This window comes from Paraburkholderia panacisoli, from assembly GCF_008369935.1.
Classification (GTDB): Bacteria; Pseudomonadota; Gammaproteobacteria; order Burkholderiales; family Burkholderiaceae; genus Paraburkholderia; species Paraburkholderia panacisoli.
Genome location: NZ_VTUZ01000017.1, coordinates 160,412 through 175,738, shown reverse-complemented (window position 1 = coordinate 175,738; position 15,327 = coordinate 160,412). Strand labels below are relative to the sequence as shown.

At 67.0% G+C, this 15,327-nt stretch carries 16 protein-coding genes; 4 read left to right on the top strand and 12 right to left on the bottom strand.

Translation table 11 applies throughout. The features are described 5' to 3' along the window. Positions 1 to 6 precede the first annotated feature (6 nt). From mdcH to FVF58_RS24960, 8 genes are read right to left on the bottom strand one after another with little or no spacing between them, the layout of a single operon-like run. Entirely contained in the window at positions 7 to 939 is a 933-nt protein-coding gene (gene mdcH / locus FVF58_RS24995) for a malonate decarboxylase subunit epsilon (RefSeq protein WP_149672508.1), read from the bottom strand. After that, complete coding sequence (locus tag FVF58_RS24990; RefSeq protein WP_149672535.1) at positions 939 to 1,643, bottom strand: malonate decarboxylase holo-ACP synthase; 705 nt, start codon at positions 1,641 to 1,643, stop codon at positions 939 to 941. The genes mdcH and FVF58_RS24990 overlap by 1 nt, the downstream gene beginning before the upstream one ends. Next, positions 1,643 to 2,458 (bottom strand): biotin-independent malonate decarboxylase subunit gamma, encoded by an 816-nt coding sequence (gene mdcE / locus FVF58_RS24985; RefSeq protein WP_149672507.1) that lies wholly within the window; start codon positions 2,456 to 2,458, stop codon positions 1,643 to 1,645. The genes FVF58_RS24990 and mdcE overlap by 1 nt, the downstream gene beginning before the upstream one ends. Continuing rightward, the gene (locus FVF58_RS24980; protein ID WP_149672506.1) at positions 2,455 to 3,339 is read right to left on the bottom strand and encodes a biotin-independent malonate decarboxylase subunit beta; all 885 of its coding nucleotides are present in this window, start codon (positions 3,337 to 3,339) and stop codon (positions 2,455 to 2,457) included. The genes mdcE and FVF58_RS24980 overlap by 4 nt, the downstream gene beginning before the upstream one ends. Further along, on the bottom strand, positions 3,336 to 3,650 hold the full coding sequence (locus FVF58_RS24975) for a malonate decarboxylase subunit delta (RefSeq protein WP_149672505.1): 315 nt from the start codon (positions 3,648 to 3,650) through the stop codon (positions 3,336 to 3,338). The genes FVF58_RS24980 and FVF58_RS24975 overlap by 4 nt, the downstream gene beginning before the upstream one ends. Next, positions 3,638 to 4,633 carry a triphosphoribosyl-dephospho-CoA synthase gene (locus tag FVF58_RS24970; protein ID WP_149672504.1) on the bottom strand — a complete coding sequence of 332 codons (996 nt, stop codon included), beginning with the start codon at positions 4,631 to 4,633 and terminating at the stop codon, positions 3,638 to 3,640. The genes FVF58_RS24975 and FVF58_RS24970 overlap by 13 nt, the downstream gene beginning before the upstream one ends. A gap of 2 nt (positions 4,634 to 4,635) precedes the next feature. Next, the gene (gene mdcA, locus FVF58_RS24965; protein WP_149672503.1) at positions 4,636 to 6,306 is read right to left on the bottom strand and encodes a malonate decarboxylase subunit alpha; all 1,671 of its coding nucleotides are present in this window, start codon (positions 6,304 to 6,306) and stop codon (positions 4,636 to 4,638) included. Positions 6,307 to 6,310: 4 nt separating this feature from the next. Continuing rightward, on the bottom strand, positions 6,311 to 7,087 hold the full coding sequence (locus FVF58_RS24960; RefSeq protein WP_149672502.1) for a GntR family transcriptional regulator: 777 nt from the start codon (positions 7,085 to 7,087) through the stop codon (positions 6,311 to 6,313). Between the two features lie 187 nt (positions 7,088 to 7,274). Here FVF58_RS24960 and FVF58_RS24955 point away from each other — a divergent pair, with 187 nt between their 5' ends. From FVF58_RS24955 to FVF58_RS24945, 3 genes are all read left to right on the top strand, one after another. Beyond that, positions 7,275 to 8,573 carry an MFS transporter gene (locus FVF58_RS24955; protein ID WP_188130920.1) on the top strand — a complete coding sequence of 433 codons (1,299 nt, stop codon included), beginning with the start codon at positions 7,275 to 7,277 and terminating at the stop codon, positions 8,571 to 8,573. Positions 8,574 to 8,840: 267 nt separating this feature from the next. Next, positions 8,841 to 9,134: a type II toxin-antitoxin system Phd/YefM family antitoxin gene (locus FVF58_RS24950; RefSeq protein WP_149672500.1), complete on the top strand. Its 294-nt coding sequence runs from the start codon at positions 8,841 to 8,843 to the stop codon at positions 9,132 to 9,134. Positions 9,135 to 9,144: 10 nt separating this feature from the next. Next, a complete protein-coding gene (locus FVF58_RS24945; protein ID WP_149672499.1) occupies positions 9,145 to 9,396 on the top strand; it encodes a Txe/YoeB family addiction module toxin in 252 nt (83 codons plus the stop codon). 93 nt (positions 9,397 to 9,489) lie between these two features. Here the strand turns inward: FVF58_RS24945 and FVF58_RS24940 are convergent, their stop codons facing one another. Next, complete coding sequence (locus tag FVF58_RS24940; RefSeq protein WP_149672498.1) at positions 9,490 to 10,410, bottom strand: DMT family transporter; 921 nt, start codon at positions 10,408 to 10,410, stop codon at positions 9,490 to 9,492. 111 nt (positions 10,411 to 10,521) lie between these two features. Between FVF58_RS24940 and FVF58_RS24935 the strand changes: the two genes are divergently transcribed. Next, positions 10,522 to 11,403, top strand: a complete 882-nt coding sequence (locus tag FVF58_RS24935; RefSeq protein ID WP_149672497.1) for a LysR family transcriptional regulator — start codon at positions 10,522 to 10,524, stop codon at positions 11,401 to 11,403. Positions 11,404 to 11,514: 111 nt separating this feature from the next. On the opposite strand, the gene FVF58_RS24930 is transcribed toward FVF58_RS24935, so the two are convergent. The 3 genes from FVF58_RS24930 to FVF58_RS24920 form a co-directional block, all read right to left on the bottom strand. Further along, positions 11,515 to 12,570: an ABC transporter ATP-binding protein gene (locus FVF58_RS24930; protein ID WP_149672496.1), complete on the bottom strand. Its 1,056-nt coding sequence runs from the start codon at positions 12,568 to 12,570 to the stop codon at positions 11,515 to 11,517. A gap of 84 nt (positions 12,571 to 12,654) precedes the next feature. Then, a complete protein-coding gene (locus tag FVF58_RS24925) occupies positions 12,655 to 14,259 on the bottom strand; it encodes an ABC transporter permease (RefSeq protein ID WP_149672495.1) in 1,605 nt (534 codons plus the stop codon). Then, positions 14,260 to 15,291, bottom strand: a complete 1,032-nt coding sequence (locus tag FVF58_RS24920) for an iron ABC transporter substrate-binding protein (protein ID WP_149672494.1) — start codon at positions 15,289 to 15,291, stop codon at positions 14,260 to 14,262. Positions 15,292 to 15,327: the final 36 nt, after the last annotated feature.

The following is a 15,327-nucleotide window of genomic DNA, read 5'->3' as shown; positions in this document are numbered from 1 at the left end:
GCTCCGTCAGTCCGTCGCAAGACGCCTGCGAGCCGTCGCCACGAGCCTGTCGAACGAGAAGATGCTGGCAGCGAGTGCGGTGGCGTCCGGGAAGTTCTCGCGCGCGATGTCAGTCAGCACCTGCCCCGGCGGCGCTTCGATCAGCACGCGCGCGCCCATTTCCTGCATTGCCGTGAGTGCGTCGAACCAGCGCACGGTGTAGCGCATGTTGGTGGCGAGATCGTCGCGGATCGCGTCGGCCGTATACAACGGCCGCCCGCCGCGATTGCCGATATAGGTGCTGTGCGGCGCATGAAAAGGCACTTCGCTTGCATAGGCGGCGAGTTCATCGGTGGCCTGCGCGAGCAGTTCGCAATGCGACGGCACGCTCACCGCGAGCCGGTTGGCCTTGCGCGCACCCGTCGCCAGCGCGCGGACGATGAACGCGTCCAGCGCATCGTTCGCGCCCGCCATGACGATCTGACGCGGCGCATTCACATTGCCGATATAGACGCGCTGCCGTTGCTCATCCGCATGCCGCGCGGCGAGTGTTTCGAGTTGATACTCGGTCAAACCTGAAATCGCCGCGAGGCCATATCCGGAAGGGTATGCCGCTTCCATCAGCTCGGCGCGCCGCCGCACCATCTTCAACGCATCGGCGAACTGCACCGCGCCGCAGCTCACCGCCGCCGCATACGCGCCGACCGACAACCCCGCGCTGACCTCCGGCGCGAGCTGTTCATCTGCGAGCGCGCGCGCGACAGCCACGCCCGCTATCGTCAAGCCGAGCTGCACGGCGACGGTCGAACGGAGCGCGTCCGGCGTGTCCAGGCTCAGCACATCGACACCCAGTACTTGTGAGGCTTCTTCGAGCGTGTCACGCACCGCGCGATGTTGTGGCAGTTGGTGCAGGAACCCATCGGTCTGCGCGCCCTGGCCGGGACAGAGCAGCGCGAGCATCAGGCGTCGCCGTCCTGAGCTGTGCGAGCCGCGGCCCACGGATCGGCAATCAATTGCGGACCGTGTGCGTTGCGTGCCATCACGCGTGGTTTGCCCGCAGCCCATTCGGCCAACGCGATGCCACCCGCCGGCGTTTCGAGCTGTGCGTCGACACGAATGCCGGCGCGTTTCGCGAGCGTTAGCACTTGATCGAGCAAGGCACGTGCGAAGTCCTGGGCAAGCGGTTCGGGCGTGCGGATCAGCAGATCGAGATCGCTCGACTCAGTCACGGTTGGAACGCGCGTAGCCAGTTCAAAACCGGCGCTGCCCGTCGGTCCCCAGACGAGTCCGGCGAGCGGGCCGAGCGTGTCGCTTTGCAAAAAGGCAAGCGCCGCGAATGGCGGCAACGCATCGCGCCCGGTTATCGGTGTGGCGCCCGCCAACGTCTCCGGCGGCATGGCAGCTTCGATATCGCTGGCCTCTGCCCATGTGCCATAGCGCTGCGCCCGCTCGACACCGCGCACCCCGATCGCCACGAAGCCCTCGGCGGCCAGTGCGCGTCTGACGACCGCATAGGGCGCGCGCTCGAACGCCGCGCGGACCCACGCCGGTTCGTCGTCGAATGCGGGCAGGCGCCGCAAGCGCAGCAGGTCGTGCGGCCGCCAGCGCGCGTCGCATGACAGCGCATGCCCGCCGGCAAACGGTGGCGCCGCGCAGAGCCGCATCACACGGTATCCCATTGTTCGGCGAGACGCTGGCGCACTTCGATCGACGCCGCGCGATTCGTGCGCGCCGCCGCCGATTCCAGTCGATGCGCGAGCGTGCGCCCACCGTCGCGCGCGCTGCGAATCTGCTCGCACAGCACCTGTCGCACATGCTCGATCTGCGACGCGTCCGGCGCATCCGCATCGACGCCTTCGATCAAGCGGTCGAGCAGCCCGAGCTTGGCGAACGACGCCATCGAATACGACATCGGCACGATGGTTTCGCCGAGCGCGTCGAGCGCTTCGACCGTGCGGCGCGTGACGCGCGCGGCGGCTTCCTTGCCCATCGCGTGCACCAGCGTGCCGGGCGCGTCGAGCGCGACGATGCGGTTGGCCTGATAGCCGTGCGCGAGGAACGCGCCCGACATCGCCGGTCCGACGATCAGCGCGATCACCGGATGGCCGGCGTCGCGCGCGCACGCATACGCGTCGACGGCGGCCGCGCACGCGAGATGGATGCCGAGCATTTCCTCGCGATAGCCGTACGCCTGGCTCTTCACATCGACGATCGCGACGATCGGCCGGCGCGTGCTACCCGCCGCATCCTGTTCGATCGCTTCGCGCACGGCGCGCGCGAGCTGCCAGCCCTGTTCGAGGCCGACCACGTTATCGATCGCGCGCGGGAAGCGATTGGCGGGGTCGGGCACGACCGCGATGAAGCGCGCGGTCTCGCCGCCGAGCGACGCATCGCCGCTCCACACGGGCGGCTTGCCCGACGGTTCGCCGGCAAGCGCGTGGAACCAGCGCGCGCCGCGGCTCGAAAGGGTGTCGCTCATGCCTGCTCCCTGCTGGTGGCGTCGTCAAGTTGGGGGTTGTACACGTCACGCATGCTCTCTGGCGTGACGCTGGCGGGATCGATCAGCGCGAGCCGCTTCAGAAACACCTCGACCTGTTCGCTGCGATGCGCGGCCGGCACACCTTGCGCGAACGCGGCATGCACGGCGGCGCGCAGCGCGTCGGCGTCGTCGTCGACCAGCCGATCGGCGAGCGCGGTCGCCGTGCGCTGCTCGCCGCCGATCAGTTGCCATACGCGGCGGCGGTCGCTCGCATCGAGTTCGTCGATGCCGGCTTCCTGCTCGATCACCTCGGGGCCGTTCATGCCGAGCCGGCCCTGCTTCGTCACGATCAGGTACGAACACAGCGCGGCCGCGAGCGACATGCCGCCGAAGCAGCCGACCATGCCGGCGATCACGCCGACCACCGGCACGTGCCGGCGCAACGCGACGATCGCCGCCTGAATCTCCGCGATCACCGCGAGGCCCAGGTTGGCTTCCTGCAACCGCACGCCGCCGGTTTCGAACAGCACGACCGGGCGCACGAGCTTGCCGCGTTCGCAGTCGCGCAACGCCATCTCGAGCGCCGCGGCGATCTTGCTGCCCGACACTTCGCCGATGCTGCCGCCCTGGAACGCGGACTCGATCGCCGCGACCACCGCGGGCTCGCCGTCAATGGTGCCGCGCGCGATCACGCAGCCGTCGTCGGCCTGGCAGACGACGCCTTGCAGCGCGAGCCACGGCGACTCGATCTTGTCGAACGGGCCGAGCAGCTCGCGAAAACTGCCCGCGTCCAGCAGCGAGCGGGCGCGTTCGCGCGCCGGCAGTTCGATGAAACTGTCGCGCAAGAGCGGCGCGGAATGAGCGCTTGCAAGGTGGTTCATGCGTCGTCTCCTGCTTCGGCGGCTTCGACCGCTTCCGCGAGCCGCAGCGCGACCACGCCGGGTGTCGCGCCGAAGTCGTTGATTTCGATTTGCGCGGCGCCGTCGTAGCGGGTGAAGAAGCGGTCGAGGACGCTCTTCCAGATGTGGCTATAGCCGTCGACACTGGTGCGCACGACCACGTGCGCGGCGAGCGCGCCGGGGTTGCCGGCGGGCGACAGCAGCACTTCCAGATCGCCCGAGCCGACCACGCCGACATGCGCGCGGGTCGTGACGGCGCGTTGCGCCGGATAGTCGAAGGTCAGATGTTCCATGGGTCTGGGCTCCGGCCGGCGTCGTGAGGCGCCAGCATGTCGAGAAAGAGGGTGGCGGCGAGCAGGTCGGCCGCGCCGCCAGGCGATGCGTTGAGCGACAGCAGTTCGCGTTCGAGCGCGGCCAGCGCGGCGCGGCCCGCCGGCGCCGAACTGCCGCCGGTGTCCAGCACGCGTCGCGCGCCGTGCTGCCCGGCGTGCAAGCCGGGCAGGCCCGCGCGATGCAGCAGGCAGGTGTCGTCGAGCGAGGCCATGATTGCCAGCAGTGTGTCGACGCGCGCGGCGTTTTCGCCGGTACCCCGGGCCCGCGCTGCGTGCAGCGCGGGCAGGCCCACGTCGATCACATGCGGGAAGCCGTCCTGCGCTTCGCGGCGCGCGCCGCCGACCTGATAGCGCTGGCGTGCGCGTTCGCCATGACTGTCCGAGGGCGCGGCGAAACGGTCCGGGAAGCACGCGATATGCGCGGCGCGCGTGCAGATTCGTGCTGCGGTTGGATGCTTGGCATTGCCTGACGCAACCGCAGACGCAAGCGCAGACGCAGTGGCGCGCGCATCGACCGCCGCCCCCGCCACCAGCAGGCCCACGATCCAGATCGCGCCGCGATGCGCGTTGCTGCCGCCGGTAGCGCGCAGCATGTCCTGCTCGCCGGCGCGGCCGATCTGCGCGAGTTCGGCGCGCAGCAGCGCGGACGGTTCGCCACGGCGGCGCGCGGCGCGCGCAAGCGCCGCAAAGGTCGGTTCGAGCGCATGCGCCGAACGCAACATCGTCGCGAGATCGAGGTCGCGATGCGCGCCGCTGCCGCGCCGGTCGACCAGCGCGGGCTTGGGCGTGAGTTGCGCTTCGTCGATCAGCGCGGTGACCGCGTAACGCGCCAGTTGCGCATCTGTGGGTGAGACGGGAGCAACCGTGGCGTGCGAATCCGCAGGCGCGGCCAGCACCGCGCACGCTCGTCCTTCCGCACGCTTCGACAAAACGGCGGGCGCCATCGTCACCAGCTCCTGAAGCGCGCCGGCGGCGCGTACAAACCGCCCGACCACGTCACCAGATCGTCGATACTGCGGGCGGCCAGCAGCGAACGCTTGGCTTCGCCGCGCCGGATGCCGAGGTCCTCGGGATACGCGACGATGCCGCGCCGGCGCAGTTCGGCGGTCTTCTCCGGCTTCGCGCGCAAGCCGATCGGCGTCACGCCGGCCACGGCGGCCACCGCCGCGCGCCGTTCGTCGATGCCTTCGGCCTTGTGCAGATGCGCGATGCCTTCCTCGGTGACGACGTGGCTGACGTCGTCGCCATAGATCATCACCGGCGCGACCGGCATGCCGTTTTTAGCACCGACCGCGACGGCGTCGAGTTCATCGACGAAGGTCGGTTCGCCGCCTTTCTTGTAAGTCTCGGCCAGTTGCACGACCAGCTTCTGGCCGCGCGACACCGGCCCCTGGTCCTTCAGCAGCTTGAGCCAGGCTTCGCTCGAATGACGCCGGCCGCGCGGATCGTGGCCCATGTTCGGCGCACCGCCGAAGCCGGCGAGACGCCCGCGCGTGACAGTCGACGAATTCGCGTCGGCGTCGATCTGCAAGGTCGAGCCGATGAACAGATCGACGCCGTATTGGCCGGCCAGCTGGCACAGCACGCGGTTCGAGCGCAGGCTGCCGTCGCTGCCGGTGAAGAACACGTCGGGGCGCGCCTCGATATACGCCTCCATGCCGACTTCGCTGCCGAAGCAATGGATGCTGTCGATCCAGCCCGATTCGATCGCGGGAATCATCGTGGGATGCGGATTGAGCGTCCAGTTGCGGCAGATCTTGCCCTTCAGCCCGAGCGACTCGCCGTAAGTGGGCAGCAGCAACTCGATCGCCGCGGTGTCGAAGCCGATGCCGTGATTCAGCGAGGTGACGCCATACGGTTCATAGATGCCGCGAATCACCATCATCGCGGTGAGCACCTGAAGGTCGCCGATGTGGCGCGGATCGCGTGTGAAGAGCGGCTCGACGGCGAACGGCCGGTCCGCCTGCACGACCACGTCCACCCACGAGCCGGGAATGTCGACACGCGGCAACTCGTCGACGATCTCGTTGACCTGCACGATCACGATGCCATGCCGGAACGCGGCGGCTTCGGCGATGGTCGGGGTGTCCTCAGTATTCGGGCCGGTGTACAGATTGCCGTGCCGGTCGGCCTTTTCCGCGCACAGCAGCGCGACCTGCGGCGTCAGGTCCACGAACATGCGCGCGTACAGCTCGACGTAGGTGTAGATCGCGCCGATTTCGAGCTGGCCGTCTTCGAGCAGTTGCGCAACCCGCAAGCTCTGCGGCCCGGCAAACGAGAAATCGACCTTGTGCGCGATGCCGCGCTCGAACAGCGTCAGATGCTCAGGACGGCTGATGCTGGAAATCAGCAGATGCACGTCGTGGATCTTTTGCGGATCGACCTTGGCGAGCGAGCGGGACAGAAAGTCGGCCTGCTTCTGGTTGTCGCCTTCGAGCGCGACGCGATCGCCGGGCCGGATCAGCGTTTCGAGCGCATCGACGATGCGGTGGGTCGGCAGCACGCCGTCTTCGAGCCAGGGTGCAATGGCGGCGAGGCGGCGGTTCTTCTCGTCGCGGCGCGTGGTCCAGGGACGGGCGGCGGGTGGTGACACGGCGGCTTCGGCGGGACGGTTCATCGGCTCAGGCAACTCCGGTGGTGGCGCGCGGGCGTTTGCCGCGCGGCTTCGGTTGATTCGCGAGCGCGGCTTCCGCCTGCGCGCGTTCGGTCAGAAAACGATGCAGCAGTTCGCCGGTGCCGAGCAGATGCGCGACCACCAGCGATTGCGCCGCCGCGATATCGCGGCGCTGCACGGCGTCGAGCAGCGCGGCGTGTTCATTGTCGGACTCGCCCTTGTACACGGGCAAGCCGAACTTCAGGCGCAGATACCGTTCGCCGCGCCGATGCAGCATGCCGATCATGTCCGCCAGTTGCGCGCGCCCGGCTGGTGCATACAGGCTCATGTGAAACGCGGCATTGCGCGCAACGTACAGCGACGGGTCCGGCTCGCGCTCGGCGGCCTGGCACAGGCTTGCGGCTTCGCGCAGCGTTCCTGCAGTGTGGTTCGGAATCGCGAGGCTGATGGCGAGGCTCTCCAGCGCGGAGCGGATCTCGTAGATCTCGCGCGCTTCGTCCGCCGACAAAGGCGCGACCGTGACGCCCTTGTGCACCGCGGCGCGCACCCAGCCTTCGCTTTCCAGCTGGCGCAGCGCTTCGCGCACGGGAATTGCACTGACAGAAAAGTGCCGCGCAATCGCGTCCTGCCGCAGCGGCGCGCCAGGCGCCAATGTGCCGTCGACGATCGCCGTGCGCAGCGCCTCCGCGACCACGCGTGGGGTGCTCTCACGCGGCGCTGCAGCGGGCAAAAGCGGGCTGCGCACGGGCGTGACCAGGGGAAAACCATCTGTTGCGTCGCTCATAGTATCAAATATTATATATAAAAATACGCGCTTTCCACGAGGACAAACCCGGAAGAATATTCCAACGGGCCTGCTGCGCGGCCTGCTTTCGTTACACGACGAGAGGCCTCGAAGCAACCGCGTCGATCAGCGCGCGCCATCTCGTCGTTCCCGTTACGTACGCCAACCGTAGGGCCGGAGGAGCATGATGAATACACTGACCGACCGCACGCCGGTCACGCGGCGCCGAACGCCGCTCAATCGTTCGCAGATCGTAGGATTCTGGGGGGCATGGGCGGGCTGGACGCTCGACGGCATGGACTCGTTCATCTACGCGCTGGTGTTGACGCCGGCCTTGACCGAGTTGCTGCCGCGCTCCGGTTTCGCAGCCACGCCGGCGAACGTCGGGCTGGCCGGGTCGATCCTGTTCGCGCTGTTCCTGGTCGGCTGGGGACTGTCGTTCATCTGGGGGCCGCTCGCCGACCGCTTCGGCAGAACCAAGGTGCTGGCCGGCACCATCTTCACGTTCGCGATTTTCACGGGGCTCGCCGCGACCTCGACGAATGTGTGGGAACTCGGCATTTATCGCTTCATCGCGGGGGTCGGCATCGGCGGCGAGTGGGCGCTGGCCGGCACTTACGTGGCCGAAGCGTGGCCGGAGGATCGCCGCAAGATGGGCGCGGGCTATCTGCAAACGGGTTACTACGCCGGTTTTTTTCTGGCCGCGGCGCTCAACTACACGATCGGCGTGCACTACGGCTGGCGCGCGATGTTTCTCACCGGCGCGGTGCCGGTCGTGGTGGCGATTCTGATCCTGCTGCGTGTGAAGGAGCCGGAGAAGTGGCAAAAGGCTGAAGCGAACGCCGTGCGCACCCGTCCGCTGCGCGAAATCCTTGGGCCGACCTATCGGCGCAGAACCTGGGTGGCGTGCATCCTGTTGACGATTGCGATCATCGGCTTGTGGGCCGGCGCGGTGTACGAGCCGTCCGCAGTGATTCAACTGGCGACTCGCGCCGGTCTCGCGAAAGGCGATTCGATCAGAATGGCATCGCTGGCGACGGGGCTGCTGTCCATCGGGACGATTCTCGGCTGCCTCGCGTTGCCGCCGATCGCCGAGCGCATCGGGCGCAAGAAGACGCTGGCGATTTATTTCGCTGGCATGGCGGTGTCGATCCTCGGCAGTTTCGGCTGGGCGTTCTATCTGCCCAACGGGCTCGCGCCGTTCATCGCGTGGCTGTTCGTGCTGGGTTTCTTCGGCGGCAATTTCGCGCTGTTCAGCTTGTGGCTGCCGGAGCAATTCGAGACCCGCGTGCGGGCCACGGCGTTTGCGTTCTGCACGTCGTTCGGGCGGTTTGTCGGTGCCGGTGTCAACTTTCTGCTCGGCGCGGCGGTGCTGCACATGCATACGCTCGGCGTGCCGGTTGCGTTGACCGCGCTCGCGTTCGTGATCGGGCTGTTCGTGATTCCGTTCGCTCCGGAGACGAAAGGGGAAGTGCTGCCCCAGTGATGATGGCCGTTTGGCCGAGTGGCGCGAGCGGCTGCGAGCGGGCATGCTTTCCCTCGGTTGGACGACGCTTTTCTCCGCCGATTTTGGGTTTGCCGATCTGTACGGTTCTATGTACAATGATTGCCGAACCCCCCGAAGGGTTTCTTGCTTCGGAGACCACTGGTCTCAACCGGCTGTCGTGGCCGCGAGAGCTATCCGTGCGGTGGGAATCGTCTCTAACTTTTTGACTGGAGCGACTGGAGGGCAACCTCTCAGATCGGATAACGAATGAACGTCCTTACTTACAGCGAGGCGCGTGCCGGCTTTAAGCAAGCGATGGACGACGTCTGCCGGGATCACACGCCAATGCTTATTACGAGGCAGAGTGGCGAGAGCGTGGTCATGGTGTCGCTCGACGATTTCAACGCGATGCAGGAGACCTTGTATCTGTTGAGTTCGTCGAAGAACGCCCAGCGGCTTGCCAGGTCTATCGCGCAATTGAACTCCGGCGGTGCGACTGCGCGCGAACTGCTGACCGATGAACCAACAGAAAAGCCGCAACGTGGAGGCCGCAAAGGCTGACAGCGTTTTTATGTTTACCGACGAAGCGTGGGACGACTATCTGTACTGGCAGGAGACCAATCCGAAGGTCTTGCGCAAGATCAACACGTTGCTGGAAGAGTGCCGGCGCGATCCGTATAGCGGCACGGGCAAGCCGGAGGCATTGGTTGGCAGCCTGAGCGGCTTATGGTCGCGCCGTATCACGCTTGCCGACCGACTGGTCTACTTGCCGAGAGCGGGCAAAGTTTACGTGATCGCTTGTCGCTTTCACTACGATCGTTAGACGAAGGCAGCCGCGAAACTTGTTCCGGTTCGCCGCAGCGACGAGAGCGGGCAGTGTCGGCGCTATCGCAGGATGCGGCGGTGCGCCCGTGTCTCAATCAGCGTGCCGCCGTGCCCGGCCGCCAGCCCGCAGCCACGATATCAGCGGCCAGCCGAGATTGACGCCCAGGCTCGCGACCACGATCAGCACCATCCCCGCGAGTTGCGGCAGCGACAGCGCCCGGCCATACACGAGGGCATCAACCACGATCGCCGTGAGCGGATAGACGAACAGCAGCACGGCGATCACCGGCGTGCTCAGTTTGGGCAGCGCGCCGTAGATCAACACATATGAGAGTCCGGTATGCAGCACGCCCATGCCGACCAGCCAGAACCACTGCATCGGGCCGATATGCACGGCGCCAAGCGGTGCGATGAACGGCAGGCACACCACGCCGACCGCGCATTGCGCGAGCGTCAGCAGATGCGGCCGTAAATTGCCGAGCCCCTTCGCAATCAGCGTGACGCTCGCGTAGAGCAGCGATCCCACCAGCGCTTCGCCGATGCCGATCAGGTAGCTCGTATGGCCCTGCAGATTCTCCGTCGCGGCGACGCCCGATGCGAGCACGAGACCGACGAAGGCGGTCGCGATCCAGCCGAGCCGGTCCGCGCCGAGGCGCTCGTTGAACAGCGCCGCACCGATCAGCACGACCCAGAACGGCTGCACGTGAAACACGACCGTCGCCACCGCGATGCTGGTGCGATGGATCGCGTCGAAGAAACCGACCCACTGGGTGACCATCAGCACGCCCGACACAAGCGCGAGCACGACGGTGCGGCGCGTGAAATGGGCGCGCGTGAAGAAACCCTTCCACGCGCAATACGCGGCGAGCGACAGAAAGCCGAACAGGCAGCGAAAGAACACGAGCGTCGGCGCGTCGAGCCGCGCTTCTTCGACGAAAACACCGATCGTGCCCATCAGAAGCCCGCCGCTGGCGAGCGTGATTGCGCCTTGTTGACGTGGGGTGAGGGACATGCGAAACGGCTCCGTGACGTGGTCTGACGTGATGTCCTGAATATTGCGCGGCTTGCACGGCCCCCACAAACGAATTAAATTGAGCAATTCCATCAGCTGAATTGATAAATCATGCACCCGGAATTCGACGTCGATCTGTTGCGCAGCTTCGTCGCGGTGGTGGAAACGGGCAGCTTCACGAAGGCGGCGACCAGCGTGCATCGCTCGCAGGCGGCGGTCAGCATGCAGATCAAGCGGCTCGAAACCATGCTCGGCACCACGCTATTCGCGCGCAACACGCGCAATCTGTCGCTCACGCGGCCCGGCAATACGCTGCTCGAATACGCGCGGCGCGTCCTGGCGCTGCATGAGGAGGCGTGGTCGGCAATCGTGCGGCCCGAGGTGACGGGGCGCGTCGTGCTCGGCGCGCCGGACGATTACGTGTCGTCGCTGTTGTCGCCGGTGTTGCGGCGGTTTTCGAATCTGTATCCGCACGTCGAGATCGAGATCGTCTGCGCGCAGAGCACGTCGCTCGCGCCGATGCTGGCCGATAACAAGATCGATCTCGCGTTCGTCACGCGCGATCGCAAGCTGCGCGGCGAGTTCGTGCGCAGCGAGCCGATGGTGTGGGTGGGGGCGTCGGTGGACACGCCGGTGCTGGCGGCGTCGCCGTTGCCGGTGGGACTCTACGAGCCCGGCTGCGTGGCGCGGCAGCATACGCTGGCCGCCCTGGATGGCGCACGGATTCGCTATCGGGCGGCGTTCAGCAGCGCCAGCCTGATGGGGCTGGTGGCGACTGTCGATGCGGGGCTGTCGGTGATTGCGCTCACGCGTTGCAGCGTGCCGGCGCGGCTCGCGATTCTCGGCGAAGCGCAAGGCTTGCCGAAGATCGCGCCGCTGGAGATCGTGGTGGCGCGCAGCGCCAAATCAGACCGGCCGACTTGCGACTATCTGGCCGCGCAGATGGTGCAGGATTTGTCGTTGCGGACGCCGTCGCGGGGGACGGTGGAATAGGGCACGAAGCGGGGGCACGAAGCGGCCTGGCTGATTTGTGGTTTCGCGCTTCGCACGTGAGCACTGGGCTGCCAAAAACGGCTGCCGCGAAACCACAAACGTCCAACGCCCCTAACCCCGCAAAAAAGCCGTCACCTTTCCATCCACCGCAACCCGCACCTGTTCCCCAGGCCGTGGACACAGATAACCCGGCACCCGAGCGCGCACCATCGTCCTCGAGCCGGACTGCAATTGCAGCGCCACGCCGGCGTCCTGCCCCTGAAAGACCACCTCGGTGACGACGGCTTCATAAGCTGTGCCATCAGAAGTCGTCTCACCGGCGCGCAGCAGGCGGATCTGTTCGGGCCGCACCATCACATCGACCGCGCCATGGCTCATGGGCGCGGCCAGCGCCAGGTCGCCGAGTTCGCAACTCACGCGGTCCCGTTCGGCCATGCCCGGCAACAACACCGCCTCGCCCACGAACGACGCCAGTTCGCGCGTCACCGGCCGCTGGTACAGCGTCTCCGGCGTCGCCGTCTGGATCAGCCGGCCGTTCCACAACACCGCCACTTCATGCCCGAGCGACAAGGCTTCGGACTGATCGTGCGTGACCAGCACGGCCGTCGCGCCGGCGGCAGCCAACGCGCTGGCCACCGCCTGCCGGGTTTCGAGCCGCAACGCGGCGTCGAGCGACGAGAACGGCTCGTCCAGCATCACCAGCGTCGGCGCCGGCGCCAGCGCGCGGGCCAGCGCGACGCGCTGCTGCTGGCCGCCCGACAACTGCTGGGGCGCGCGTTCGCCGAAGTCCGCCGGTAAGCCGACCAGCTCCAGCAGCTCGGCCACCCGATGCCGCGCGCGGCGCTGTGTGCGCGGCAGGCCGAACACAATGTTGTCGGCGACCGACAGATGCGGAAACAGCGCGCCTTCCTGCGGCACATAACCGATGCGCCGCTGTTCCGACGGCACGTGCAGATTGTCGTCGGCGACGCGGCGGCCGTCGATCTCGACGCTGCCGCCATCTGCGCGTTCGAACCCGCACAGCACACGCAGCAACGTGGTCTTGCCGCTACCCGACGGGCCGAGCAGCGCGAGCAGGGTGCCTCGCTCGACCGCGAGGTCGATGCCGTGCAGCACCGGCTGGCCCTCGAACGATTTCCGCAGTCCGCGGATACGAAATTCGCTCATGAAAATCCGATCATAAAAGCGCGTTGATTCAGGGGCGTCGTCAGCGTCGGCGGCATCGGTGGCATCAGTGGCATCGCAACCCGCTCAGCCGCGCTCGCCAAGCAGCGCCGACCTGCCGAGCAGCGCGAACAGCAGCCCCGAAGCCAGCAGTGAAATGCCGGTGAGCAGCGCCGCGTACGGCGCGGCCGCGGCAAAGGCCATCGTCGACGTATCGGCCCAGACCTGGGTGGCGAGCGTTTGCGTGTCGAGAGGCGAGAGCAGCAGCGTCGCGTTCAGTTCCGTGACGACCGAGATGAACACCATCGCCGCCGCTGCGCCAAGCCCAGGCCCCGCGAGCGGCAGGATCACGCGAACCAGCGTCTGCGGCCAGCTCAGGCCGAGCGCGCGCGCGGTCTCTTCGAGGCGCGGCTGCGCCTGCATGAGCGCGGCGCGCACGCTCACCAGCGCGACCGGCATGAACAGCATCGCGTACGCGACCACCAGCAGCGTCGCGCTTTGATAGAGCGGTTGCAGCGCATGCACCGCGAGCGACACGATCGCCAGCGCGATCACCAGACCCGGCACGCCTTGCGCGAGAAACACCGTGCGTTCGAACAGCGTCGCGAAACGGCCGGGGTAGCGCACCAGCAGGAATGCGAGCGGCACCACCAGCAAGGTGGTCAGCAGCGCGGCTGCGAAGCCGAAGCCGAGCGACGACAGCGTCGCATTGAACAGCAGCTCGGGCGAGACATCGGCCGGCGTGACGGCGGCCGCGCCCGGCTGCGTAAGCCAGTAGCCGATCATGCCGAGCGGCACGCCGAGCGTCGTGATGGTGAGCAGCGCAAAGCCGGCGACCACCACCCAGCGCCACGCGCCGAGCTCGTAGCGCAACACCGCGCGCCGCGCGCCGCGATCGACGCGTTCATAACGCGCCGCGCCGCGCACGCGAAACTCGAAGGCCAGCACGATCAGGCAGATCACGATCAGCAGACACGCGAGCAGCGAAGCGCCGCCGCCGTCGAAACTGGTGCGGAAGTCCGCGTAGATCTGCGTGGTGAAGGTGCGAAAACGCAGCAGCGTGAACGCGCCGAACTCCGACAGCACGCCGAGTGCAACCAGCAACATGCCGCCGAGCAACGCCGGCCGCAATTGCGGCAGCACCACGCGCACGAAACTGCTCCAGCGGTTGCAGCCGAGCGAGCGCGCGCTTTCTTCGAGCGCCGGGTCCATGCTGCGCAGCGCGGCGGCGACCGGCAGATAGACGAGCGGGAAATACGCGCAGCTCAACACCAGCAACGCGCCGTTGAAGTCCTGCAAATCCTCGCTGAGCGAGACCCACGCATAGCTCGAAATGAAGGCGGGCATCGCGAGCGGCGCGGCGCTGAGCACGGCCCACGCGCGACGTCCCGGCAAATGCGTGCGCTCGACGAACCATGCGGCGGCGGTGCCGATCACCGCGCACACGAGCGTCGTCGCTACCGTGATCATCAGCGTGTTGACCAGCAGTTCGCCGACCAGCGGGCGGAACACCAGATCGAGCGCCTCGGCGGCGCCGAAGCTCGCGGCGCGCCAGAACGTAAACGCAATCGGCAGCAGCACCAGCAAAGCGCTGAGCGCGGCTGCCGCGAACAAACCGCGCGGCGCGCGCAAACGGGCGCGCGCCGGGGCGGTGGGGACAGCCGGCGGTCCGGCTGACAGGGCTTCGCTCATTTACAGCAGACCGGCCTGGCGCAGCAGCTTGCCGGCCTGGCTATCGTCGCCCAGTTGCTGGATCGTCAGCGCCGGCGGGCTCAATTCGGCGAACGGCTTGAGGATCGGGTCCGGCGCCACGCCCGCATGCAGCGGGTATTCGAACATCACGTGGCTGTTCGCCATCAACTGTTGCGCGCGCTCGCTGACCAGATAGGCGAGAAACTTCTGTGCGCCGTCCGGGTTGTGCGCGGACTTCAGCACCGCCGCGCCCGACACGTTCACCAGCGCGCCGGCGTCGCCGTTGCCGAAGTGATGGATTGCGCTGCGGGTCTTCGCATCGCCGAGTTCGGCATGCAGACGCGTCCAGTAGTAGTTGTTGATCAGGCCGGTGGCGACGCCGCCACGGTTCACCGCGGCCACCACGCCTTCGTCGTCGTCGAAAATCTGCGCGTTGGCTTTCAGGCCCTTGAGCCATTGCACGGTTTGCTGTTCGCCCTTCAGCGCGAGCACGGCGCTCACGAGTGGCAGGAAGTCGCCGTCGCTCGGCGCGATGCCGATCTTGCCTTTCCATTCCGGCTTCGCGAGATCGAACAGCGATTGCGGCAGTTGCGCTGGCTGCAGTTTGGCCGTGTTGTACGCGAGCACGTTTTCACGTGCGGTCACGGCGACCCATACGCCGCTCGGCGAGTTGAAGCGCGCCGGCACGGCGGCGAGCGTGGCGCTGTCCACCTTGGCGAGCAGGCCCTTTTCTTCGAGCAGCATCAGCTCCGGCGAGTTTTCCGTGAAGTACACGTCGGCGGGCGAGGCGGCGCCTTCCGCGACGATCTGCGCGGCCATTGCCGGACCTTCGCCGTTGCGGATCTTCACCGAAATGCCCGACTGTTTCTCGAAGTCTTTCGCGAGCACATTGACGACCTGCTCGTGCTGCGCGTTATACAGCGTGATCGACGCAGCGCGGGCCGCCGACGGCACCGTCGCGAAAGCAGCCAGCGTGAGCGCGGCCACGCTGCTCAGAAGGCGCAGGCGGGTGCCAAACCAGGAATAAGCCATGTTCCAGAAGTCCCGTTGTGATGATGTTGGTTGATC